Raw genomic sequence first — 20716 nt, forward strand, 5'->3', positions numbered from 1 at the left:
CGCGGATCACAGAATCAGCTCGGACAGCGGGCGACCGCCGTCCGCAACCGTCACCCACAGAGGAAGGAGGGACACGACATGGACACGAACCTGGTGCTGGACCTCGACGACCTGAGCGTGGACCAGCTCGACATCCTGCCGACCGCCCCCGGCTCCACCCTGGAGTCGATCAACGTCGGCCACGCCATGGTCGAGATCGGCGCATCGAACTGCACCTCGCAGGGCTCCCCCGCGAGCTGCTGCTCTTGTTGCTGCTGCTGATCAGGCCGCACGGCAGGGCCGTGCCCGGCGCGTCGTACGCGTCGGGCACGGCCCGGTGCCGCTGAGGGGACGGGAAAGACGGGACGTGCGAAGGATGCAAAAGGGGAACGTGCCGGACCGGCCGACCGGACTCGCGGTACGGGGCGAAGGACTGCTCGCACAGGCGGTCCGCGACGCGGTCTCCCGCCGGCACCCGCCGGCCGCCGAGGACAGCGACCGGTGCGCCGCGCTGCTCACCGTGGACGACGGCTGGCAGGACACCGTCGGGACGAACCGCCCGGCCCTGCCGTGGCTGCCCGTCCGGGTGGAACTGGGCAACGTCGTCATCGGGCCGCTCGTCCTGCCGGGACGCCCGGGCTGCGCGCTGTGCGCCCGTACCCGCAGGGAACGCGCCCTCGGTCCGGACAGCCCGCGCACCGAACTGCTGCGCCGCCACGGCGAGGAGCTGGCCGGCCGGCCGTCGCCGCTGCTGTCCGCCTGGGCGCGCGACGCGGTAGCGGCCGTCGTGGAGGCGGAGGCCACCGCCGTCCTCGACGACCCCGAGCGCGCCGGCACCCGCAACGCGATCACGATCATCGGCCTGGCCGGCCTCACCGCCGACTCCCACCCGTTCCTGCCCGACCCCTGCTGCCCCCGGTGCGGCAGCCTCCCCGACGACCGGCCGCCGGTCCTGACGGACACCCCACGGCCCAAACTCGCCCGGGACACCTACCGCGTGCGCAGCCTGGACACCGGCTGGGACGACCTGCTCCGTACGTACGTGGACGGGCACACCGGCATCGTCCGGCAGCTGGACGTACGGACCGACTACGCCTACCCCATGGTCTCCGCGCCCCTGCGGCTGCCCGACGGCATCCAGGAGGCGGGCTTCGGACGCGGCCTGGACTACGGCGGATGCGAACGCACCGCGCTGGCCGAGGCCCTGGAGCGGCTGGGCGGCGCGCGTCCGGGCGGCCGGCGGACGACCGTGCGCGCGGGCTACGAGCAGGTCGCCGACCGTGCGGTCTGCCCGACCGACCTGGGCCTGTACCCGCCGGAACGGTACGCGGACCCGGAGTTTCCCTACCCGGAGTTCACCCCGGACCTGGAGATCAACTGGGTGTGGGGGCACTCCTTCGGCCGCGACGCGCCCGTGCTGGTGCCCGAGGACTACGCCTACTACCGCACCCGGCACGGCAGTTCCACGGCCCGCCCGCTGGCGTACGAGGTCTCCAACGGCTGCGCCCTCGGCGGCTGCCTGGAGGAGGCCGCGCTGCACGGCATCCTGGAACTGGCCGAGCGCGACGCGTTCCTGCTCACCTGGTACGCCCGGCTGCCCGTGCCGCGTATCGACCTGGGGACCGTGGCCGATCCGGCGGTACGACTGCTGGCCGAGCGCATCCGGCAGGACACCGGCCACCGGGTCGCCGCCTTCGCCACCACGCCCGAGCACGGCATCGCGACGTCCTGGGTGATGGCCGTGCACCCCGGGGACGGGCTGGAGCCCGCCGCGATCTGTGCCGCGGGGGCTCACTTCGTCCCCGAGAAGGCCCTGCTCAACGGCCTGCTGGAGCTGACCGCGAACCTGGGCTGGAACCGCGCCGCCTACCGCGAGGAACTGCGCCGGATCGAGGCGATGGTCGCCGACCCGGACCAGGTGCGGGAGATGCGCGACCACGCGCTGCTGTACTGCCACCCGGACGCCTACGGCCGGTTCGGCTTCCTGCCCGGTGAGGACGCGGAGCAGCCGGTGGCCGAGGCGTTCGCCCGGGCGACGTGCCGGCCGCGCAACGCGGACCTGCGCGACGACCTCACCGAGGTGGTCGAGCGCTTCACCGAGCGCGGCCTGGACGTGATCGTGGTCGACCAGAGCACCGACGAGCACCGCGCCGCCGGCTTCGCCTGCGCGAAGGTGATCATCCCCGGGCTGCTGCCGATGACCTTCGGGCACCGGATGCGCCGTACCCACGGCCTGCCCCGGCTGCGTGAACTGCCGGCCCGGCTCGGCCACCGGAACGGGCCGCTGGAGCCCGCGGACGTCAACCCGCACCCGCACCCGTTCCCGTGACACTCCGGCCGCCCCCTCCCCGTACGGCCGGACCCGCCCGTACGCAACGACCAGAGCCGACCCGCACGCGAAGGCAGGGACAACGATGAGTGGCTTCCACGTCGCGGACACGTTCGGCGTACGCATCGGCGGGCTGCCGGTGCCGGTGCTCGACAGCCTGCGGTCGGACGAGGTGTGGCGGCGGACCGGCACGCTGCTCGACGGCGCGCGCGAACTGGCCGAGCGCGGCGCGGAACTGTCCGACGCGCTGTACGAGCTGATCGGGCGGGCCCCCGCCGTCAAGCCGGCGCTGGTCGCGCTGCGCCGGGCGGTGCACAACCGGCGGACACCGGGCGGGCGCTGCTGGAACGACGAGGTACGCGCCGCTCTGCCTGCCGGGGTGGTGGCGGACATCGAACGGTGGTCGCAACTCCTGGCGGCCCACCGGGAGGACACCGCCCACCTGGACCGCCTGCTCCCCCAGGACGCGGCCTGCCGCCACGCCGCGCTGCGCGAGGCGGTAGCGCACCCGGTGTTCCGGCACGGCCTGATCCAGGGCAGCCCGGTCCTCCACGAGCAGTTGCGCAAGTGGCTCCAGCGGCCCGAAGGCACCCCGCCGGACCGGAAGCTGGCCCTGCGGCTGGCCAAGTACCTGTCCCGGGTGACGGCCAAGACCAGCCCGTTCAGCACCTTCACCGTCAGCGGGCTGGGCCGGTGGGACGGCCCGCGCGGGGACGCGGCCGGGCTCGCGGTGCGCGACACCGTCGAAATCAACCTCTGGGTCGTCCAGCAGCTGGTCCGCCGGCTGCGCGAGCACCCGGCCCTGGCGCCCGCCGCCCGGCTGCGGGTCAACCCGAGCACGCTCCTGGCGGACGGGCACTGGGAGTTCCTGGGGCCGGGCGAGGAGGAGCCGCTGCGTACCCTGCCGGTGTCCGCGCCGGTGCGGGCCTGCCTGGACCTCGTCTCCGACGGTGCCCGGACGCGCCGCGAGGTGGCCGCCCGCCTGGCCGATCGGAGCGGCGCCACACCGGAACAGGCCGAGCGCTACCTCGCGCGGCTGACCGAACTCGGTGCGCTGGAGACCGTGGCCCCGTTCCCCGAACAGGCGGCGGACCCGCTCGCCGAACTGCGGGCCTGGGTGGACACCGGGGGCCCGGGCCTGGCCGAGGTGTCGGCGCGCCTGAAGGAGGTGGCCGCGCTGCTGGACGGATATCCGGAGCTGCGCGACCCGGACGACCGCCACCGGCGCAACCACGAGATCCACCAGGCCCTGGAGCGGATCGCCGAACTCGTCGGGCCGGAGCGGGTCACCGTGCCGCCCAAGAACCACATCATCGAGAACGCCCTGCTCGTCGGGCCGCCCCCGGCCCAGGACCGGCGGGCGTGGGAACCGGTGCTGCGCGACCTGGACACCGTCCGCCGCTGCTACGCGGCGCTCGATCCGGCGCTGCCCGGCCGGGTGGCGCTGGCCCGGCTGTTCACCACACGCTTCGGGCCCGGCGCCGGCGTGCCGTTCCTCGCGTTCCACCGTGCCGTACAGGAAGAGCTGCGCACGGACCCGCAGTTGCCCGGCCTGCTGTCCGTCTCGCAGCACGGCTACGCTCCGCTCGCCGACAGCCCGCTGCCCCGGATCAAGGAGCTGCTGCGGGTACGGGCCGGACTCACCGGCGCGGCCCTGAACGCGCGGCCGGACGCCGACGGGGTGGTGCACGTCGACCCCGCCCGGCTGGAGGCGCTTGCCGGCACCTGGCCCGCGTGGATGCGGCCGCCCGGGTCGGTCGCGTTCTACGGCCAGCTGACCGGCGGGCCGCAGGACCCGGCCGGGTTCGTGGTCAACGCCGTCAACGCGGGGCACGGGCGGGGCCGCGACCGGATCCGCCGGCTGCTCGGCCAGGCCGGTGTCACCGTGGCGGGCGAACCGTCCGGCCCGCCCGGCGACGTGATCCTGGCGGACACCTGCCGCCACTACGGCAGCAACGTCGGTCTGCGCGACCTGACCATGACCGACGAGATCGACTACCCCGGCGCGGCGAGCCCGCGCCCCGCGGACCGCCGCATCCCGCTGCGCGACCTGGAGGTGCGCCACGACCCCGCGCTGGACCTCCTCGTCCTGTGGTCGCGCACCCGCGACCGCGAGGTGCGTCCGGTGCACCCCAGCCTGATCGCGGAGTTCTGGCTGCCACCGGCGATGCGGCTGCTGATCCAGGCGTTCGGCGACACACCGACCCTGCTGATCCCCGGCCGGCGGATGTTCGGCGACATCTCCCCCGCCACCGCGCGGGGCGTGCTGCGCGAGCCCAGGATCACGATCGGTACGGTCACGGTCAGCCGCCGCCAGTGGGTGTTCCGCACCGACGAGGCGCCGGTCCGTGCCAAGGGCGAGGCGGACCGCCCGTACCTGCTGCGGCTGGCCTCCTGGCTGCGCGAACACGGCATTCCGGAGCGCTGCTTCGTGCGCGCGCTGGACCCGTCGTCGCTGACCGGCGGCAACGTCTGGCAGCTGAAGTCACGCAAGCCGCTGTACATCGACTTCGCGAACCTGCTGCTGACCGGGCTGTTCGAGCGGATGCTCACCGAGGAGGGGAATCTGCTGTTCCTCCAGGAGGCGCTGCCCGACCCGTCCGCCGCGCCGCACTACGGCGACGCCGGAGCGCGCGTCACCGAACACCTCGTGGAGGTCGGTCACGATGCCCGCCGCTGACCATCCGCTGGATCCCGGCACCGCCGGCGCGTCCGACTGGGTGTGCGCCCACGTCTTCCAGGACACCGGCCACGACGCCCTGCTCACCGACTGCGTACGGCCCCTGGTCGCCGGGCTGGCCTCCGACGGGCTGCTGCACCGGTACTTCTTCCTGCGGTACTGGGAAGGCGGCCCGCACGTACGGCTGCGGCTGCTGCCCACCGGTACGGGAGCGGCCCACGAGGTACGGGAGCGGGTTACCACGGCGATCGGCGCCCACCTGCGGGACCACCCGGCACCGGACACCGTGAACCGCACGCGTTACGCCGGACTCGCCGGCGAACTGGCCTCCCTGGAGGGCCTTCCTGAGCACGACCGGGTGCTGCGCCCGAACAACACGGCCGAGTTCCTGCCGTACCGGCGCGAGCACGCGGTGTACGGGCACGGCGCGGCCATGGCCGCCACCGAGGAACACTTCCAGGAGTCCAGCGAACTGGCCCTGGCGCTGATCGCTGCCGGCGCGTCCGGCCAGCAGCGGGCGGCGATCGCCCTGGACCTGATGCTGGCCGTACTGGCCCTGTGCGACGAACTGCGCGCGCAGTGGGTGGCCGGCGGGCAACCGCTCGTCCCGTTCGCCGACGGCACCGAACCCGCCGCCACCGAAGAGCACTACCAGGCCAGGCGGGAACACCTGCGGGAACGCGCGCTCCGGGTGTGGAAGCTCGCCCCCGCCCCCACTGGAGCGACCCCGCAGGCGCACTGGCTGCGGTCGCTCCACCGGCTGCGGGACCGGCTCAGCGGCTGGGAGGACTCCGGCACGTTCACCTCCGAGTGGGCGCGCTCGCCGCTGGCCCAGGGCCCCGACCTGGCCGCGCTGCCGCACCCGGCCACCACGCTGATCCTGCTGCGCTGCGTGCACCTGGCCGACAACCGGCTCGGCCTGACCCTGGACCAGGAGAACCACCTGCGCTTCCTGGCCGGCCGGATCGTCGCCGACCTGCCCTCGCTCCCGGTCCGCTGATCCGGGCGACGCGGTCCGCCGGTCGTGGCGGCGCGGTCCGCTGACCCGGGGCACGCCCGCCCGTCACCTCGACGGGCTGGGCCGCAGTCCCGCGGGCCGGGAGCCGTTGTGCCACCGGGACGCCCGTACCGGGGCGTCGGAGCACGGTGGCTCGGGCGGCGCGGCCCGGGAGCAGGAGCACGGGTCGGGCCCGGTGCGGCGGGCCCGGCCGACGGCCGGCGGGGCGGCCGGGCGCGCCCGGCCGTCCGGCGGCTCGGCGGGAGGCTCCGCCGGGATCGCCGCGGCCAGTTCCCGGCGTCCGGAGATGCTCAGCTTCCGGTAGACGCCGGACAGGTGGAACTCCACCGTGCGCATGGTCAGGAACAGCATCTGGGATATCTGCCGGTTGGTGTGGCCGCTCCGGGCCAGCCCGGCGATCTTGAGTTCCTGCGGTGTCAGCAGCGGATGTGTACGGAGCGGCTTGTCGTGGGCCGGAGCGGGCTCCGGTGCCGCCCGCAGCCGCCGGGCCAGCGGCGCGGCACCGCACTCACCGGCCAGGGCCAGCGCCGCGGCGCCTTCGCGGTCCGCCTCGGCCGCCCGGCCGGCGGCACGCAACGCGGCGGCCAGGTCGGCCCTGGCCACGGCGAGTTCCAGTCGGGCAGGTGACGCTTCGAGGTGGCGCACCGCCTCGGCCAGCAGCGTGAGCCTGCGCTCGCCCGACCGGGTCATCGCCAGCGCGTGCCGGGCCACGCCGATCGTGCGTGCCGTCCCCCAGCGGCGGGCGGCCTCCAGTTCCTCGCGCGCCAGGGTCTCGGCCCGGTCGGCGGCGCCGTCGGCGGCCAACACGAGCGCCGCGCGGGAGCGCCACGGCACGACCGCCGGGTTGACGGCGCCCCGGCGCGTCAACTGCCGCCCGGCGGCCAGCAGGTCGTCGGCCGCGCGGCCCTGTTCCCCGCGCAGCCGCCACAGTGCCGCCCGTGCGGCGAGCAGGTACGGGCCCTCGTACCGGCCGTGCAGATCGTCGTCCGGCCCGTGTTCCGCGGGACCGTGCGCGGCCAGCAGCTCGGCGGCCCCGTCCTCGTCACCGGCCAGTGCCAGCGCCTCCACCAGACCGGCCACCGCGAAGCCGGTGATGATCGGCAGTCCGCCGCGGCCGGGGCCGATCTCCTCGACCACCGGCCGCAGGATCGCCACGGCGCCGGGCAGGTCGCCGGCGACCCGGCAGATCCGGGCGCGGAAGATGTCCGCCGTCAGGCAGGCCCGGCGGCCGGACATGGCGCGGCTGAGCCTGCCGGTACGCCAGCAGTGGGCCCGTGCCTCGACGAGTTCGTCGGCCCGGATCAGGGCGGCGCAGCTCTGCCAGATGCGCGCGAGGTCGCCGTCCTCGACACCGGTCAGCGCCTGCCGTGCCGCTGCGAGGGCTGCCTGCCGGTCCGTTCCCCGGTCGGCGGCGATCGCGGCCCGCAGGTTGGCCAGTTCCCTGCTCCGCCCGCCGGCCGGCTCGGGTGCGTCCGCGAGCCGGCGGGCCTCCGCCGAGGGGCCCGCCGGGTCGAGCAGGGAGACGGTCGCCTTCCGGAGCGTGAGCCTGCGCACCGCCGCCGGGTGGCCGCTGCCGATCCGGCCGGTCGTCTCCTCCAGTACGGAGACGGCGTCCACCGGCCTGCCCCGGTCGATCAGCATGCCGGCCACGTCCAGCGCCAGTCCGGCGCAGACTTCGAGGTCCTCGGACTCGCGCAGCAGGGTGTCCAGCTCGCTGAGCGCGAGGTCCGGGTCGACGAAGGTCTCGGCCTCGGCCAGTTCCCGCCGTACGGCCGAGCGGACGTCCGCGGGCAGCCGGTCCCGCAGCACGCACCGCAGATAGCGGCTGGCCTCCTCGGCCCGCCCCTCGTGCAGCAGTTTGCGGGCGGCGGTACGCAGCGGCTCTACCGCCCAGTCCAGGCCGGTCGGGCCCGCCGCGGCGAGCTGCGGGGCGATCCGTTCCGCGCCCCACTGCTCGTCGCGCATGATCCGGGCCACCTTCAGGTGCGCGGCTATCCGGGAGCCGACGGGCATTGCGGCGAGCACCGCGGCGCCCAGCAGCGGATGGCGGAACGCCGGCGGCACCCGGTTGGCGAGCACCTGCCGTGCCACGAGCGTGTCGATCGCGTGCAGGGCGTCGGACACCGGCAGCTCGGCCAGCGTGGCGGCGTGGGCGACCTCCGCGCTGTCGCCCAGAACCGCGACAGCCCTGGCCATGGCCAGGGCTGGTCGGGGCAGGTCGTCGAGCCACCGGCGGGTACATCGCAGTACTTCGGGACCGACCGCGCCGCGCAGCTCCCGGGCCGTGACGGCCGTGCCCGGGCGGCCCGCGAGGTGGGCCAGCAGCAGTCCGGGGTTGCCGCCGGTCAGTTCGTGGCACACGGCGGCCGCGGCGGCGTCGAGCGTGAGGCCGCACTGCCGCGCGGCGAACTCGGCGATCCCGTCCGCCGGCAGGCCGGTCAGTTCGATGTGCTCGGCGCGGGCGAGGAGTTCGGCCACCCCGGCCGGCCGGCCGCACCCCGCCTCGTCGCCGACCGCTCCGACGATCAGCAGCGGTACGGGCCGGTCGAGCGAGGTTAGGGCCACCAGCCAGCGCGCCGAGGACGCGTCCACGTCCATGAGGTCGTCGACGCACACCGCGAGGGGTGCGCGCGCCAGCGCGTCCCGGCCGAGGCCGACGTAGCCGTCCAGGGATTCCGGTCCGTCGCCGTCCGGGCGGCCGAGAGCCTGGCGGGCCACGGCGAACAGGGAGTCCCGTACGGCCGGCCCGCCGGCGGCGGTCCCCACCCGGAAGCCCGCGTCAGCGGCGCGGGCAACGGCCGCCTCCAGCAGCGCGCTCTTGCCGGCGCCCCGCTCCCCCCGCACCGCGATGATCACCGGTACGCCGCCACCGGCCCGCCCGATCAGCCCGTCCAGCCGGGCCAGCTCCGCTTCACGACCGGTTAACGGCATCGACAGCCCTCCCCATAGACATGAATATGTCGGGACGTCCTTACACCCGACAGGTTCGTCCATCTTTCATACTGATACGTGCCACGCCCGGACAGCTACGGCCGACCGGGCCAAGAACGGCCGGTTCAGCGCCCCTGACGGCTGGTTCCGCACTGCCGAAAGCGCGGTTCCGGGATGTCGGACAACCGCTCCGGCTTCCGCCCCGGGCCGGGCCCTGAACGTCCTCGTCCCGCCGCCTCCGGAGCACGTCCGCACCGCCGCCACCCCGAAACTCCCAGCCGCCCGCCCCCCGTCTAAGGTGCGGCAATGACCTCGCACAGGTACCTCACCGAACTGTTCTCGCTGGACGGCATGGTCGCCGTGGTGACCGGCGGCAGCTCCGGAATCGGGCGTTCCATCAGCGGCGCCCTCGCCCGTGCCGGCGCGGGCGTCGTGGTCGTGGCGCGCAAGGAGGCGGAGCTCAGGGCCACGGCCGACGAGCTGACGGCCGACGGCTGCCGGGCCGCGTGGGTGAGCGCCGACCTCGGTACGCGTACGGCCGTGCGCGCGGCGGCCGACGAGGCGGCCGGCGTGTTCGGCGAGCCCGACATCCTCGTCAACTGCGCCGGGACCAACCTGCGTCCGCCGATGAGCGAGCTGGACGACGCGGTGTGGGACAGCACGATGGCGGTCAACCTGGAGGCGCCCTACCTGCTGGGGCAGCGCTTCGGCCCCGGCATGGCCGAGCGGGGTTTCGGCCTGATCATCCACATCACCTCCCAGCAGGCGCACCGCGCGTTCGTCCAGAGCGGCGCGTACGGCGTGTCCAAGGGTGCGCTGGAGTCGCTGGCCCGCTCCCAGGCCGAGGCGTGGTCGCCGTACGGCGTCACCTGCAACACGCTCGTGCCGGGCTTCGTCATGACGCCGCTCAACGCCCGTCTGTCGTCCGACCCCGAGAAGGTGGCGGAGCTGGCCGCCCGCACCATGGTCGGACGCAACGGTCTCGCCGAGGACTTCGCGGGCGCCGCGGTCTTCCTCGCGAGCCGCGCCTCGGCGTACGTCACCGGACAGGCGCTCTTCGTGGACGGCGGCCTCTCCGTCCACTGAACGTCCGGGCCCGGCGCGGTGACCGAAGGCCCCGGCCCGGTGCGGCCGCCTGTCCACGGTCAAGGCCGGCTGCCCCCACTACACTTCTCGCGGCGCGGCCCAGTCGCACCGCACCTGATCCGGACGGACGGCGAAGGAGTGGCACATGAACCGCTGCAGGCCCGGGAACCCGGAACCGCTCCGGCGGACGCCATGAGCGCCGGGACGGAGCACCGCACCGAACGCATCGCCCTGACCCCGGCGGCCGAGGAGCTGATCCGGCGGCTCCGGGCCGTACACGGGCCGTTGATGTTCCATCAGTCGGGCGGGTGCTGCGACGGCAGCTCCCCGATGTGCTACCCGGCGGGCGAGTTCCGTACGGGAGCGTCGGACGTGCTGCTGGGGCGGCTGACCGTGCCGGGCGTCGCCGAGGCGGTGGACTTCTGGATGGCCGCGGACCAGTTCGCCCGCTGGCGGCACACCCATCTGACGGTGGACGTCGTACCGGGGCGCGGCGGGGGCTTCTCCCTCGAAGCTCCCGAGGGGGTGCGCTTCCTGATCCGCTCGCGGCTGTTCAGCGACGAGGAGCGGGCGCGGCTGGGCGACTGAGGCCGGCCGGCGCTCCCGGCCGTGGACCTGGTGAGGCCCCGCGCACGGGGGATGACGCGGGGCCTCACCCAGATTGAACGACCGAACCGGGGAAGGGGTTCCCCACCGAGACGGACTTTACGAAAAGTTTTCGTCACCAGGCGCAGACGCACGCCCGAGGCTCAGCCGCAGGCCCGCAGTACAGGCGCACGCCCGCTGTGCTCACGCCTCGTCCTGCACCAGCCGCTCCAGCATGTCCTGGAAGTCGATGTCCACGACCACCCGCAACCCGTCCCCGTCCGGCTCGCTCAGCCGCGTCATCGTGCCGCGCCGCCACCAGTACACGTTGGGGCTGATCGCGCCCGCCGCGTCCGCGTGGCCCGCCGCGGCGAACTGCGCCATGGCCTGGAGCGCCGGGACGACCTGCGCGTCATGGATGGGGTGGAAGGCCAGTTGGTGGCGGAAGGGCATCGCGACCAGCGCGCCGTCCCCCGTCAGCGGCGTCCCCATGATCCGCTCGACCAGGTCCTCCAGGACCAGCACCCGGCTGGCGGTGAAGAACGAGTCGCCCAGCACCACCTCGAAGGCCGAGCCGTCACCGCGCCGTACCGTCTCGTGCCCCTCGACCGGCAGTGCGCGCAGGTTGTTCAGCGCCCTGATGCGCAGCTCGGGCACCTCGCCGAGGTCCGCCAGGGAGTCCTCGCTGAGCATCTGCACGGCTTCGGGCAGGTCCAGGGCGAGGACCTCGCGCAGCCCGGGGGCGGGCGCGCGCCCGTAGCGGAAGGAGTCGGCGGGCGGCAGTGTGTCCTCGGCGACCACCCGCGGGAACAGCCGGGCCCGGATCTCGTCCTCCGAGAGGGTCTCCATCGGCTGCGGCCCGTCCATGGTGCGCAGCACCTTGCCCACGTGGTCGCGGATCATCGCGGGCCACACCCGCTCGCCGCGCCGGTCGCGGTGGCAGACCGCGGCGAGGTTGCCCAGGCCGAACTGGCGGCCGCCGGAGTCGGCGACCACGCCCGCGTACACCGTGACCTCCAGGCCGCGTTCGGCGAACGCCTGCCGGACCTGCGAGCGGAAGACGCCGCCCTCCCGCTCCGAGAAGAACGCGAACTCCCCGTCGCGCGGGCCTTCGCGCGGGTCCCGCTTCGGTCCACGGCGGAACAAGCCCATCTCTTCCTCCCGGCGACGGCCACGATGCCGCCGATCGTAACGGGTGTGCCGAAGCCCCAGACCGGCCCCGGCCCGGTCATGCCCCGGCTCCCCCGCCTCACCGCCGCACGGCCGGCCGGGGTCCTGCATGGTCATACTGCCCAGGACGGGGGCCGGTCATGGCGCCCGCGAGCAGCGGGTACGGAGGAGGGGCGGCGGGCGCGCGGGCAGGCACCTCCGGGACCGCGATACGCTGCCGGGGCCTGCCGTGACGGGTGACCGGGCCCCGGCGGCACCCACCGCGGCCGCCCGTACCCGGCCGCACCCGCCGTCGGTGCGCCGAGCGCCGTCCGCCGTATCCGCCCTGCCGTGACCAGCCGGAATGCGACGTCCGATTCCCGCCAGCCGTCGCGTCCCCGCGGCGGCACAGTGGACGTGACGGACGAGCCGGTGAACGGCGCGAGAGCACAGAGAAAGGGGCCGGACGATGACGGCCACGACGGTCCACACGACACTCGGCAGCCCGCTGGGCGACCTGCTGCTGGTGGGCGAGCGGTCCGCCGCCGCGCCCGGCGGCACCGCACTGGCCTCCCTGTCCGTACCGGACCAGAAGGGCGGCGCCACGGTCGACGGGAGCTGGACCCACGACCCCGCGGCCTTCACGGAGATCGCCGCGCAGCTCACCGCCTACTTCGAGGGCGGTCGCACCCGCTTCGCCATCGCGTACGCGCCCGGGGGCACCCCCTTCCAGCAGCGCGTCTGGCAGGCCGTGGAGGCCATCCCCTACGGCGAGACGTGCACCTACGGCGACATCGCCGCCCGTATCGGCGCCCCACGCGCCGCGGTCCGCGCGGTCGGCACCGCCATCGGCCGGAACCCGCTGCTGATCGTCCGTCCCTGCCACCGCGTCATCGGTGCCGACGGCACCCTCACCGGGTACGCGGGCGGTCTGCACCGCAAGGAACGACTCCTCCGCCTCGAAGGCGCGGCGTGCGTGGCGGACACCCTCACGGCCTGAGCCCTGTCACGGCCTGAACGCTCCCATGACCTGAGTTCTGCCATGACCTGAGTTCCGTCATGGCCCGGCCCGTCCCGGCCGGCGCGGGCAAGAAGAACGGCGCCAAGCCCCCCGCCCGGCGCCGTTCCGCCCGCCGCTCCTCCCTTCCCCCCACCGCCCGCGTACGCGGGCCGGGAGGAGCGGCCGGGCTGTGGCTGGACCCGAGTCGGGCAATCCCCCGCATCACCCAACCCAGGCAGCCTCGCTCGGAGCCCGTCCTTGGTGGGCCGGGCGTCCGAAGCCATGCCGAGTATATTGGCTCCGGGCCAGTCAACGCAGCGGCTGCACCATGACCGTTTTCGAGCGGCCCCCTCCGCACCCCCGACGATCATGGTTCGAACCGCCTCCAGCGTGACTTCCCGGCGCGGCGACCACGGCAGTCACACCCGTATTCGTACACTTGAGCGACCTGGCGGCGAGGGGCCGCGGCAACGGAAAAAGGGGCGGACGTGAGGGGTGCCGAAGGACTTGCGGCGGTCGGCGAGGGGGCGTATGTGCTGCGCAATGCGGCCAGCGGCCTGCTGCTGGAGGTCGAGGACGGCCGCAAGGGCAGCGGGGCGAACGTGCGGCAGGGCCCGGAGGACGGATCACCGGCCCAGCTGTGGCGGGTCACCGAGGTGCACCCCGGCAGCGGACTGCGCCATCTGACCAACGTGGGCAGCGGCAAGCGCCTGGACGTCACCGGCGCCTCCACCGAGAACGGCGCCAACGTCCAGCAGTGGAAGGCGAACCACTACGGCGCGCAGGAGTGGCTGCTGGAACAGGACGTGGCCGCGCCAGGCACGTTCACGCTGACCAACTACGCCAGCGGCCTGCTGCTGGAGGTCGCCGACGACAGTACGGAGCCGGGCGCCAACGTCCAGCAGTGGGAGGACCGGGACCGCCCGGGCCAGTGGTGGAGGCTGGAGCGCCGCTGACACCGGCGGCCGGGCCCGGTACCTCTCAGAAGCCGGCGGCGCGCTCGATACGGTCGAGGAGGCGGTGGCGGCGTGCGGCGTGGCCGAAGTCGGGGGCGTGGTGGGTGCCGTCCGTGAGGTCGGTCCGGATCTGCTCGTAGGCGTGGGCCACGGTGTACGCCACCTCCGTGGTGCGGCCGGCGAGCGCGGGGAGCGCCGCGTCGTAGGAGTCCGGGACCGGCAGTTCCGCGAGTGCCGTCTGCTCGCCCCGGGCGCCGTACACGGTGACCTGGCCGAACTGCAGATGGCCCGAGTCGCCGGTGACCAGCAGGTCGCCGGCGGTCCCGTTGATCTCCCAGTGGAAGTCGGTGGCGCGGGACAGGCCGCCGCGGAAGTGGACCGAGGCGACCGCGCCGCCTTCGAGGACGCCGTTGACGGCGATCTGGTCCGGCACGTCCATCCGGGCCGGCTCGCCGGTCACCTCGTCGTGCACCTCCGGACGGCGGGTCGCCATGGTGGCGCCCAGGTCGGTGAACTCGCCGAGGACCATGGTCAGGGCGTCGACGGTGTGCCCGAAAGGGATGGTGAGCAGGGAGCCGCCGTTGTCGCGGTCGAGGAGGTAGGCGCCGCCCGGCTCGAACAGCGGCCCCCAGCGGCGGCCCGAGGCGATGACACTGGTGGACAGGACGTCCCCGACGTACCCGTCGGCGACGAGGTCCCGTACGTACCGGACGGGCGGCGCGGAGCGGGCCTGGAGACCGACGAAGGTACGGACGCCCCTCGCTTCGGCGACGGCGGCCAGCTCCTCGGTCTGCGCGAGGCCGTTGCCCAGCGGCCATTCGCTGAGCACCATTTTCCCGGCTTCGAGGGCGGCCAGGACCAGTTCGCGGTGGTGCGGGATCTTCACGGCGACGACCACGAGGTCGACCTCGTCGCGCCGTACGAGTTCCCGGGCGCTGCCGAAGGCCAGCGGAACGCCGTACTTCCGCCCCGCCGCCCGCGCGGATTCCGGGGTACTGGCGGACAGGGCGCGCAGCTCGTAGCCCGGTACGGCGGCGAGCGCGGGCAGGTGGGCGCGGGCGGCCCAGCCGCCGGAGGCGCTGAGGCCGATGATGCCGACGCCGATCGGGGCGGCGGAGGGGGTGCGCGCGGGCATGGCGGATTCCTTTCACCGGACACGCGGTGGTGCGCTCGGTCGAGCGGTGATCATGACGGTAACCCATGTTCACTTAGAAGTGAACATGGGTCCGGGACGGTCATACGGGCGAGGCGGTGGGGGATACTGAGGACATGGCCAGCCGTACGTCCTCCCCCCTGCTCCACCCCGACGAGCGGGACTTCGATCTGTTCGCCGTCATGAGCGCGCTCACCGACCCGGTCCGGCTGAGCATCGTGCTCAAGCTCGCCACCGAATCGGCGGTGCCCTGCGGCACCTTCGACCTGCCCATCGCCAAGTCCGCGCTCAGCCGGCACCTGCGGGTGCTGCGTGAGGCGGGCGTCATCAGCCAGCGGGACGAAGGCACCCGCCGGGTCAACTCGCTGCGCGCACAGGAGCTGGACCGCCGCTTCCCCGGCCTGCTCAGCTTGGTGCTCAAGGAAGGCGCCGAGCGGGGCGCGCCGCAGCCGGTGGCCGGCTGAGGCCCATGCTGACCACGGCGCAGGAATGGCAGCTGGCCGCACGGCCCGTAGGGCGCCCGGCGCCCGGTGACTTCCGACTGGTGGAGCGGGAGTTGCCGCCGCTCGCCGAGGGCGAGGTACTGGTGCGGAACCGGTTCCTCTCGGTGGACCCGTACATGCGGGCCCTGATGAGTACCGAGCGCGCCGGCTCCCTGGCCTACCGGCTGGACCGGCCGATGAGCGGCGGCGCCGTCGGCGAGGTGGTGGAGTCGCGGTCGGCCCGTCTCGCCCCGGGCGATCTGGTGCTCAGCGATCTGGGCTGGCGCACGGCCGCCGTCGCGCCCGCGACGTGCTGCACGAAGCGGGAGCGGATCGCGGACGTGCCGGACTCCGCCTACCTCGGGGTGCTCGGGATGCCGGGCCTCAGCGCGTACGTCGGCCTCACCGAGATCGCCGGGCTGCGGGCGGGCGATACCGTGTTCGTCTCCGGCGCGGCCGGCGCGGTGGGCAGTCTGGCCGGCCAGATCGCCCGGCTGCGCGGCGCCGCGGCGGTGTACGGCAGCGCCGGGTCGCCGGAGAAGGTGGCGTACCTGACGGACACGCTCGGGTTCACCGCCGCCTTCGACTACAAGGACGGCGATGTACGCGGTCAGCTCGCGCGGATCGCGCCGGACGGCATCGACGTGTACTTCGACAACGTCGGGGGCGAACACCTGGAGGCCGCCATCGGCCTGTTGAACCGCGACGGCCGGGCGGCGCTCTGCGGAGCCGTCTCCGAGTACAACGCGACCACGGCGCCCCAGGGGCCCCGCAACATGACCGAACTGGTCAAGAAGCGCCTCACCCTGCGCGGCTTCGAGGTCGGCGACCACGCCGGCCTGCGCCCGCAGTTCGAACGCGAGGCGGCCCGGTGGCTGGCCGACGGACAGCTCGTCTTCCGGGAGACGGTCGAGGACGGCATCGCCCGCGCGGTGGACGCCTTCCTCGGGATGATGGACGGCCGCAACACCGGCAAGATGCTGGTACGGCTCTAGGGGGTGCCGATCCTGACCCGTCGGCGCCCCCAGGACGTGCCGCACGTACGAGCCCCCTCCCAGCAGTGTGTCAGGAGGGGGCTCGGGAGCGCTCACAGCGCTCAGGCGGTCAGCCGGACCTCCGAAGTGTCCGCGGGGGCGGCGTTCGCCGTGTCCTTGATCCGGTGCGAGGCGTCCGTCACCCGGGGCGCGGCCGCGAGCTGGCGGCGCGCGACGGCCAGGGCATCCTCGATCTTCCGGGTTCCCGTCGAGACGCACAGGGTGTACGAGACGTCCTCCAGCGGCTGCCGCGAGGTGTGCGTGCCCTGCTCCGCATGGAGCGTCCGCAGCGTCTCGTACTGCTCGACAAGATCCCGCAGGATCGCGGGGTGGGCCATCAACACGGTCTTTCCCTCCATGGTCGTAGGGGTGCTTCGCACAGGGGCGTCGGGCGGGGCGTCAGGCTTCGACGCACAGGCCCGTACGGAGCTTACCGAGGGTGCGGGCCAGGAGCCGGGACACATGCATCTGGGAGATGCCGAGCGCTTCTCCTATCTTGGACTGCGTCATCTCCTGCCCGAACCGCATCTCGATGATCTGGCGTTCGCGCTCGTCCAGTTCCTGGAGCAGCGGGGCGAGGGCGTGCAGGTTCTCGACGGTCTCGATGGCGGGGTCGGTCTCGCCCATGGTGTCGGCCACCGTGCGGGCCTTGCCGCTCGCCGGGCCGTCCTCGGACTGCTCGTTGGGCGAGTCCAGGGAGCCGGCGGCGTAGCCGTTGGCGGCGATGAGGCCGTCGAGCACCTCTTCCTCGGTGATCTTCAGATGGGCGGCCAGGTCCTTGACCGTGGGGTCGCGGTCGAGGGTGCCCGCGAGCTGCTCCTTGGCCTTGGCTATCTCCACCCGCAGCTCCTGGAGCCGGCGCGGGACGTGCACCGCCCAGCTGGTGTCGCGGAAGAAGCGCTTGATCTCGCCGACGATGTACGGCACCGCGAAGGAGGTGAACTCCACCTCGCGGGACAGGTCGAACCGGTCGATGGCCTTGATCAGGCCGATCGTGCCGACCTGGATGATGTCTTCCATCTCGCCGCTGCCGCGGTTGCGGAACCTGCTGGCGGCGAACCGCACCAGGGACAGGTTCATTTCGATGAGCGTGTTGCGCGCGTACTGGTATTCGTGTGTGCCTTCTTCAAGGCGGCCGAGCCGCTCGAAGAACAGCTTCGACAGCTCACGCGCGTCCTTGGGAGCGATCTTCCCCGCGTCCTCGACCCACGGCAGTCCCTCGGCAACACCCCGTGTCTCGCTCGCCGGCCGGTCCGTACCGGCCGCCTGTCCGAGTTCCACAGTCTGCACTGCTGCCGTTGTCATGACTCGCCCTTTCCTGCGTCGACGACGATGTGAGGAAGCGGGTTCCCAGATCGACACCGCTCATTCCTGACAGATCAAAAACAGTCGGCGCAGGTCGTGCCATGAGTGGCGCAATACAGACCAACGGACGGGACGGTAGGGACATTGGTCCCGAATTTCACGAAGTCCGACAACCGCGTCAAACCGTATCGCGCACGGAGAGCGCTTCAGGGGGCGGGCGTCGTCGGCAGGGGCGCCTCCGGGGGCGTCTCGCTGAACGCGTCCGCCGGTATGTTGGGCATGGCCTGGCTGGTGATCCGGTAGCGCCCGTCCAACGGCCCCTCGGCGCAGGTCACGTGGACGGTGAGCGGCCCGGCCCACTCGTAGTCGTGCTCAGCGGCGTGCCGGGCCAGGACGTCGGTCAGCTCCTGGCCGATCTGTCCGTCACGCTCGCCGAGCTGTCCGTGTACGGCGGCGGCGAGTTCCACCTTGTAGGCGTTGGGGACCAGGACGCGGCGCCGGCCGCACACCACGGCGTGACTGTCGCATTCGCGCCGCAGGTCGTCGCAGAGCTCGACCGGATCGTTGCCGAGCACCTTGTCGACCAGCGCGCTCTCCCAGTGCTCCACCGTCTTTTCCATGCGCGTGAGCATTCCCATGCCCCGCCGGGTGCCCGGTTCGGGGTATCCCATTCGGGGCGTCGGACGACGGTGGCGACGACCCGGCCGCGCGTTCTCCGTACCGGTTACGGGTCTTCCCGTACCGCTACGGGTGACGGATCTCCGGCGGCACCGGAGGCGCGGGAGCCACGGGAGCCGCCGGGGCCTCGAACGGCGGCGGCTCCTCGGCCGCCGACTTCGGGCGGGCCGGCTGCGGCACGGCCGGAGCCGGGGGCGGGGCGGGCGCGGCGGGCTCGGGGGCGGTCGGCCGGGGCGGTGCCGGAATCCGGACCTCGAATTCCGTGTTCTCGGACGATGTGTGCGAGGTGCTCATGGTCGTTTCCTTCTGGTAGTCCGGCCGCATGCGGCCGAGTTCGACTGGAACGGCTGGAGACGGCGCGTGCCCGGCGGGCGTACCGCCGCTCTCGGCTGGGGCGTTTCTGATGGATCTCCGTGGAGGGCATCGAGCGGCGTTCGGTGCGTGCGCTCGGGGTGCGGTGTGAAGGGTCATGTGGCGGAGCCACCTGTCCCTTCGCGCCGTGCGGCGAGGGTGCGTGCCGGGCGTCGCGAGGCCACGGAGATCTGTCAGAAGCGCCCTAGCGCATGACACGGCGGGCAAACGAGCGCATGGCGAGCCATACGAAGCCCGCCGCGCCCACGAAGAGGGCGAGCAGGAAGGCCCAGGTGGGCATGGAGCCGATCTGGGGTGTGAGGACGGCGCGCAGGCCTTCGTTCATGTAGACCATCGGGTTGAGGAGTACGGCGTACTGGAGCCAGGGGGTGCTTTCCAGCGCCGTCCAGGGGAAGTAGACGCAGCCGAGCATCATCGCGGGGAACATCACCAGGGTGAACAGGACCTGGATCTGGCGCGGGTCGATGCGGGTGGCCAGGTACATGCCGATCGAGGAGGCCAGTACCGCGCCCGCCAGCAGGACGAAGACGAGCATCGGCCAGTTGGCGACCTGCACGGCGGGCCCGTGGCCCTGGGCGTGTACGAGCAGGACGACGGGGAAGACCAGGATGCCGGCGACCAGGCCCTCGACGACGGCGGAGAGGATCTTCTGCAGTCCCAGTACCCGGACCGACACCGGCGCGAGCGCCCGGTCCTCGATGGCGCCGGGTCCGGACAACTCCATGACCAGCGGGAAGGTCACGGCGGCCATCGCCTGCAGGACCATGGAGGAGCCCACCAGCCCCGGCACCATGATCGTCGAGAAGGCCTCTCCCCCGGGTCCGGCGCCGCCCGAGCCAACCTTCGGCAGCACATAGGCGAAGACGAAGACGAACAGCAGCGGTTGGATGACGACGCGGACGGCGCTCATCACGAAGTTGCGCCGCAGCACTCTGGCGTCGCGCGCCATCATGGCCGCGAAGGTGTGCAGCGCGCGGGTCTTGGCGGCCGGCGCCTCGGTCAGCACGGTGGTGGTCATTCGCGGAACTCCCGTCCGGTGAGCGTCAGGAACACGGTTTCCAGGCTGGGGCTGATCTGGGACGCGTCGACGACGGCCAGCCCCGCCTTGGCGGCCAGTGCCACCAGGTCGCTGAGCACCCCGTCGGGGTCGGCGGCGAAGACCCGTACCTGTCCGTCCGCGGCCTCCACCCGGTCGGCCCGCGCCATCGCGCGGACCGCGGCGAGGTCGAAGGCGCCGCCTTCGTACACGACGGTGACGACGGTCTCCGCGCCGATCGATTCCCGCAGCGCCTTGACGCTGTCGCAGGCCAGGACCCGGCCGTGGTCGATCACGGCGACCCGGTCGCAGAGCGTCTCGGCCTCTTCCATGTAGTGCGTGGTGAGCAGGATCGTCTGGCCCTCGGCCTGCAGGCCGCGCAGGATGTCCCAGAGGTGGATACGGGACTGCGGGTCGAGTCCGGCGGTCGGCTCGTCGAGGAAGAGCACCTCCGGGCTGTGCACGAGGGCTCGCGCGATCATGACGCGCTTGAGCTGCCCGCCGGAGAGTTCGAAGATCCGCGCCCGGGCACGGTCGGTCAGCCCGAAGAGGTCCAGCAGCGCCTGCGACCTGGCCCGGGCGGCCCGGCGGCCGAGGCCGAAGTAGCGGCCGCGGAACTCCAGATTCTCGGCCACGGTCAGCTCGATGTCGAGGGTGTTGTCCTGTGCCACCACCCCGATGCGCCGCTTGACCGCCACCGCGTCGGCGGCCACGTCCAGGCCGCAGACCTCGGCGCGGCCCGCCGTGGGCCGGGCCATCGTGGTCAGCATGCCGATGGTGGTGGACTTGCCGGCGCCGTTGGGCCCGAGCAGTCCGAAGAACTCCCCTCTGTCCACGCTCAGTCCGAGGCCGCGTACGGCCTCCACCTCGCCACCGCCCGGACCTGGGAAACTCTTGCGCAGACCGTCGGCGTGGATCGCCAGATTGCCGGACATCCGGGCAC

General features: G+C 73.3%; 19 protein-coding genes. 10 read left to right on the forward strand and 9 right to left on the reverse strand.

Translation table 11 applies throughout. The features are described 5' to 3' along the window. Positions 1-78: 78 nt before the first annotated feature. The 4 genes from ACZ4Z1_RS23135 to ACZ4Z1_RS23150 all read left to right on the forward strand — a co-directional run bounded on the left by ACZ4Z1_RS23135 (position 79) and on the right by ACZ4Z1_RS23150 (position 5988). Positions 79-261: a hypothetical protein gene (locus ACZ4Z1_RS23135; RefSeq protein ID WP_468488502.1), complete on the forward strand. Its 183-nt coding sequence runs from the start codon at positions 79-81 to the stop codon at positions 259-261. 94 nt (positions 262-355) lie between these two features. Beyond that, positions 356-2308 (forward strand): TOMM precursor leader peptide-binding protein, encoded by a 1953-nt coding sequence (locus ACZ4Z1_RS23140; RefSeq protein WP_468488634.1) that lies wholly within the window; start codon positions 356-358, stop codon positions 2306-2308. A gap of 85 nt (positions 2309-2393) precedes the next feature. Continuing rightward, positions 2394-4988: a lantibiotic dehydratase gene (locus tag ACZ4Z1_RS23145; RefSeq protein ID WP_468488503.1), complete on the forward strand. Its 2595-nt coding sequence runs from the start codon at positions 2394-2396 to the stop codon at positions 4986-4988. Next, the gene (locus ACZ4Z1_RS23150; RefSeq protein ID WP_468488504.1) at positions 4975-5988 is read left to right on the forward strand and encodes a lantibiotic dehydratase C-terminal domain-containing protein; all 1014 of its coding nucleotides are present in this window, start codon (positions 4975-4977) and stop codon (positions 5986-5988) included. The genes ACZ4Z1_RS23145 and ACZ4Z1_RS23150 overlap by 14 nt, the downstream gene beginning before the upstream one ends. Before the next feature lie 63 nt (positions 5989-6051). Here ACZ4Z1_RS23150 and ACZ4Z1_RS23155 read toward each other — a convergent pair whose 3' ends face one another. Further along, positions 6052-8937 (reverse strand): LuxR C-terminal-related transcriptional regulator, encoded by a 2886-nt coding sequence (locus ACZ4Z1_RS23155; RefSeq protein WP_468488505.1) that lies wholly within the window; start codon positions 8935-8937, stop codon positions 6052-6054. A 306-nt stretch (positions 8938-9243) separates the two neighbouring features. Between ACZ4Z1_RS23155 and ACZ4Z1_RS23160 the strand changes: the two genes are divergently transcribed. Together ACZ4Z1_RS23160 and ACZ4Z1_RS23165 are read left to right on the forward strand one after the other, a co-directional pair. Beyond that, complete coding sequence (locus ACZ4Z1_RS23160) at positions 9244-10023, forward strand: SDR family NAD(P)-dependent oxidoreductase (protein WP_468488506.1); 780 nt, start codon at positions 9244-9246, stop codon at positions 10021-10023. A 192-nt stretch (positions 10024-10215) separates the two neighbouring features. After that, complete coding sequence (locus tag ACZ4Z1_RS23165; RefSeq protein ID WP_468488507.1) at positions 10216-10611, forward strand: DUF779 domain-containing protein; 396 nt, start codon at positions 10216-10218, stop codon at positions 10609-10611. Between the two features lie 201 nt (positions 10612-10812). Here the strand turns inward: ACZ4Z1_RS23165 and ACZ4Z1_RS23170 are convergent, their stop codons facing one another. Beyond that, positions 10813-11760, reverse strand: a complete 948-nt coding sequence (locus tag ACZ4Z1_RS23170; RefSeq protein ID WP_468488508.1) for a hypothetical protein — start codon at positions 11758-11760, stop codon at positions 10813-10815. Positions 11761-12226: 466 nt separating this feature from the next. Between ACZ4Z1_RS23170 and ACZ4Z1_RS23175 the strand changes: the two genes are divergently transcribed. Continuing rightward, entirely contained in the window at positions 12227-12757 is a 531-nt protein-coding gene (locus tag ACZ4Z1_RS23175) for a methylated-DNA--[protein]-cysteine S-methyltransferase (RefSeq protein ID WP_468488509.1), read from the forward strand. Between the two features lie 488 nt (positions 12758-13245). After that, complete coding sequence (locus ACZ4Z1_RS23180; protein ID WP_468488510.1) at positions 13246-13713, forward strand: RICIN domain-containing protein; 468 nt, start codon at positions 13246-13248, stop codon at positions 13711-13713. Positions 13714-13738: 25 nt separating this feature from the next. Here ACZ4Z1_RS23180 and ACZ4Z1_RS23185 read toward each other — a convergent pair whose 3' ends face one another. Then, on the reverse strand, positions 13739-14848 hold the full coding sequence (locus tag ACZ4Z1_RS23185; RefSeq protein WP_468488511.1) for a Gfo/Idh/MocA family protein: 1110 nt from the start codon (positions 14846-14848) through the stop codon (positions 13739-13741). 134 nt (positions 14849-14982) lie between these two features. Here ACZ4Z1_RS23185 and ACZ4Z1_RS23190 point away from each other — a divergent pair, with 134 nt between their 5' ends. Both ACZ4Z1_RS23190 and ACZ4Z1_RS23195 read left to right on the forward strand, forming a co-directional pair. Further along, positions 14983-15330 carry an ArsR/SmtB family transcription factor gene (locus ACZ4Z1_RS23190; RefSeq protein WP_468488512.1) on the forward strand — a complete coding sequence of 116 codons (348 nt, stop codon included), beginning with the start codon at positions 14983-14985 and terminating at the stop codon, positions 15328-15330. 5 nt (positions 15331-15335) lie between these two features. Beyond that, positions 15336-16343, forward strand: a complete 1008-nt coding sequence (locus tag ACZ4Z1_RS23195) for an NADP-dependent oxidoreductase (protein WP_468488513.1) — start codon at positions 15336-15338, stop codon at positions 16341-16343. Positions 16344-16444: 101 nt separating this feature from the next. On the opposite strand, the gene ACZ4Z1_RS23200 is transcribed toward ACZ4Z1_RS23195, so the two are convergent. From ACZ4Z1_RS23200 to ACZ4Z1_RS23225, 6 genes are all read right to left on the reverse strand, one after another. Then, positions 16445-16741, reverse strand: a complete 297-nt coding sequence (locus ACZ4Z1_RS23200) for a DUF5133 domain-containing protein (protein WP_468488514.1) — start codon at positions 16739-16741, stop codon at positions 16445-16447. A gap of 40 nt (positions 16742-16781) precedes the next feature. Next, entirely contained in the window at positions 16782-17687 is a 906-nt protein-coding gene (locus tag ACZ4Z1_RS23205) for an RNA polymerase sigma factor SigF (protein ID WP_468488515.1), read from the reverse strand. A gap of 206 nt (positions 17688-17893) precedes the next feature. Further along, on the reverse strand, positions 17894-18307 hold the full coding sequence (locus ACZ4Z1_RS23210; protein ID WP_468488516.1) for a DUF3662 domain-containing protein: 414 nt from the start codon (positions 18305-18307) through the stop codon (positions 17894-17896). A gap of 124 nt (positions 18308-18431) precedes the next feature. Next, positions 18432-18659, reverse strand: coding sequence for a hypothetical protein (locus ACZ4Z1_RS23215; RefSeq protein WP_468488517.1), 228 nt, complete (start codon positions 18657-18659; stop codon positions 18432-18434). A gap of 262 nt (positions 18660-18921) precedes the next feature. Further along, positions 18922-19755, reverse strand: a complete 834-nt coding sequence (locus ACZ4Z1_RS23220) for an ABC transporter permease (RefSeq protein ID WP_468488518.1) — start codon at positions 19753-19755, stop codon at positions 18922-18924. Continuing rightward, positions 19752-20708, reverse strand: a complete 957-nt coding sequence (locus ACZ4Z1_RS23225) for an ABC transporter ATP-binding protein (RefSeq protein WP_468488519.1) — start codon at positions 20706-20708, stop codon at positions 19752-19754. Before ACZ4Z1_RS23225 ends, ACZ4Z1_RS23220 begins: the two co-directional genes overlap by 4 nt. Positions 20709-20716 lie beyond the last annotated feature (8 nt).

Source organism: Streptomyces sp. NPDC030165 (assembly GCF_055573595.1).

Bases quoted from the DNA above. Each gene is read 5' to 3' on its own strand.
- ACZ4Z1_RS23140 (WP_468488634.1), top strand. From the start codon at position 356: ATGCAAAAGGGGAACGTGCCGGACCGGCCGACCGGACTCGCGGTACGG.
- ACZ4Z1_RS23190 (WP_468488512.1), top strand. From the start codon at position 14,983: ATGGCCAGCCGTACGTCCTCCCCCCTGCTCCACCCCGACGAGCGGGAC.
- ACZ4Z1_RS23150 (WP_468488504.1), top strand. From the start codon at position 4,975: ATGCCCGCCGCTGACCATCCGCTGGATCCCGGCACCGCCGGCGCGTCC.
- ACZ4Z1_RS23200 (WP_468488514.1), bottom strand. From the start codon at position 16,741: ATGGAGGGAAAGACCGTGTTGATGGCCCACCCCGCGATCCTGCGGGAT.
- ACZ4Z1_RS23145 (WP_468488503.1), top strand. From the start codon at position 2,394: ATGAGTGGCTTCCACGTCGCGGACACGTTCGGCGTACGCATCGGCGGG.
- ACZ4Z1_RS23205 (WP_468488515.1), bottom strand. From the start codon at position 17,687: ATGACAACGGCAGCAGTGCAGACTGTGGAACTCGGACAGGCGGCCGGT.
- ACZ4Z1_RS23165 (WP_468488507.1), top strand. From the start codon at position 10,216: ATGAGCGCCGGGACGGAGCACCGCACCGAACGCATCGCCCTGACCCCG.
- ACZ4Z1_RS23220 (WP_468488518.1), bottom strand. From the start codon at position 19,755: ATGACCACCACCGTGCTGACCGAGGCGCCGGCCGCCAAGACCCGCGCG.
- ACZ4Z1_RS23210 (WP_468488516.1), bottom strand. From the start codon at position 18,307: ATGGAAAAGACGGTGGAGCACTGGGAGAGCGCGCTGGTCGACAAGGTG.
- ACZ4Z1_RS23135 (WP_468488502.1), top strand. From the start codon at position 79: ATGGACACGAACCTGGTGCTGGACCTCGACGACCTGAGCGTGGACCAG.
- ACZ4Z1_RS23185 (WP_468488511.1), bottom strand. From the start codon at position 14,848: ATGCCCGCGCGCACCCCCTCCGCCGCCCCGATCGGCGTCGGCATCATC.
- ACZ4Z1_RS23195 (WP_468488513.1), top strand. From the start codon at position 15,336: ATGCTGACCACGGCGCAGGAATGGCAGCTGGCCGCACGGCCCGTAGGG.
- ACZ4Z1_RS23155 (WP_468488505.1), bottom strand. From the start codon at position 8,937: ATGCCGTTAACCGGTCGTGAAGCGGAGCTGGCCCGGCTGGACGGGCTG.
- ACZ4Z1_RS23215 (WP_468488517.1), bottom strand. From the start codon at position 18,659: ATGAGCACCTCGCACACATCGTCCGAGAACACGGAATTCGAGGTCCGG.
- ACZ4Z1_RS23225 (WP_468488519.1), bottom strand. From the start codon at position 20,708: ATGTCCGGCAATCTGGCGATCCACGCCGACGGTCTGCGCAAGAGTTTC.
- ACZ4Z1_RS23160 (WP_468488506.1), top strand. From the start codon at position 9,244: ATGACCTCGCACAGGTACCTCACCGAACTGTTCTCGCTGGACGGCATG.
- ACZ4Z1_RS23170 (WP_468488508.1), bottom strand. From the start codon at position 11,760: ATGGGCTTGTTCCGCCGTGGACCGAAGCGGGACCCGCGCGAAGGCCCG.
- ACZ4Z1_RS23175 (WP_468488509.1), top strand. From the start codon at position 12,227: ATGACGGCCACGACGGTCCACACGACACTCGGCAGCCCGCTGGGCGAC.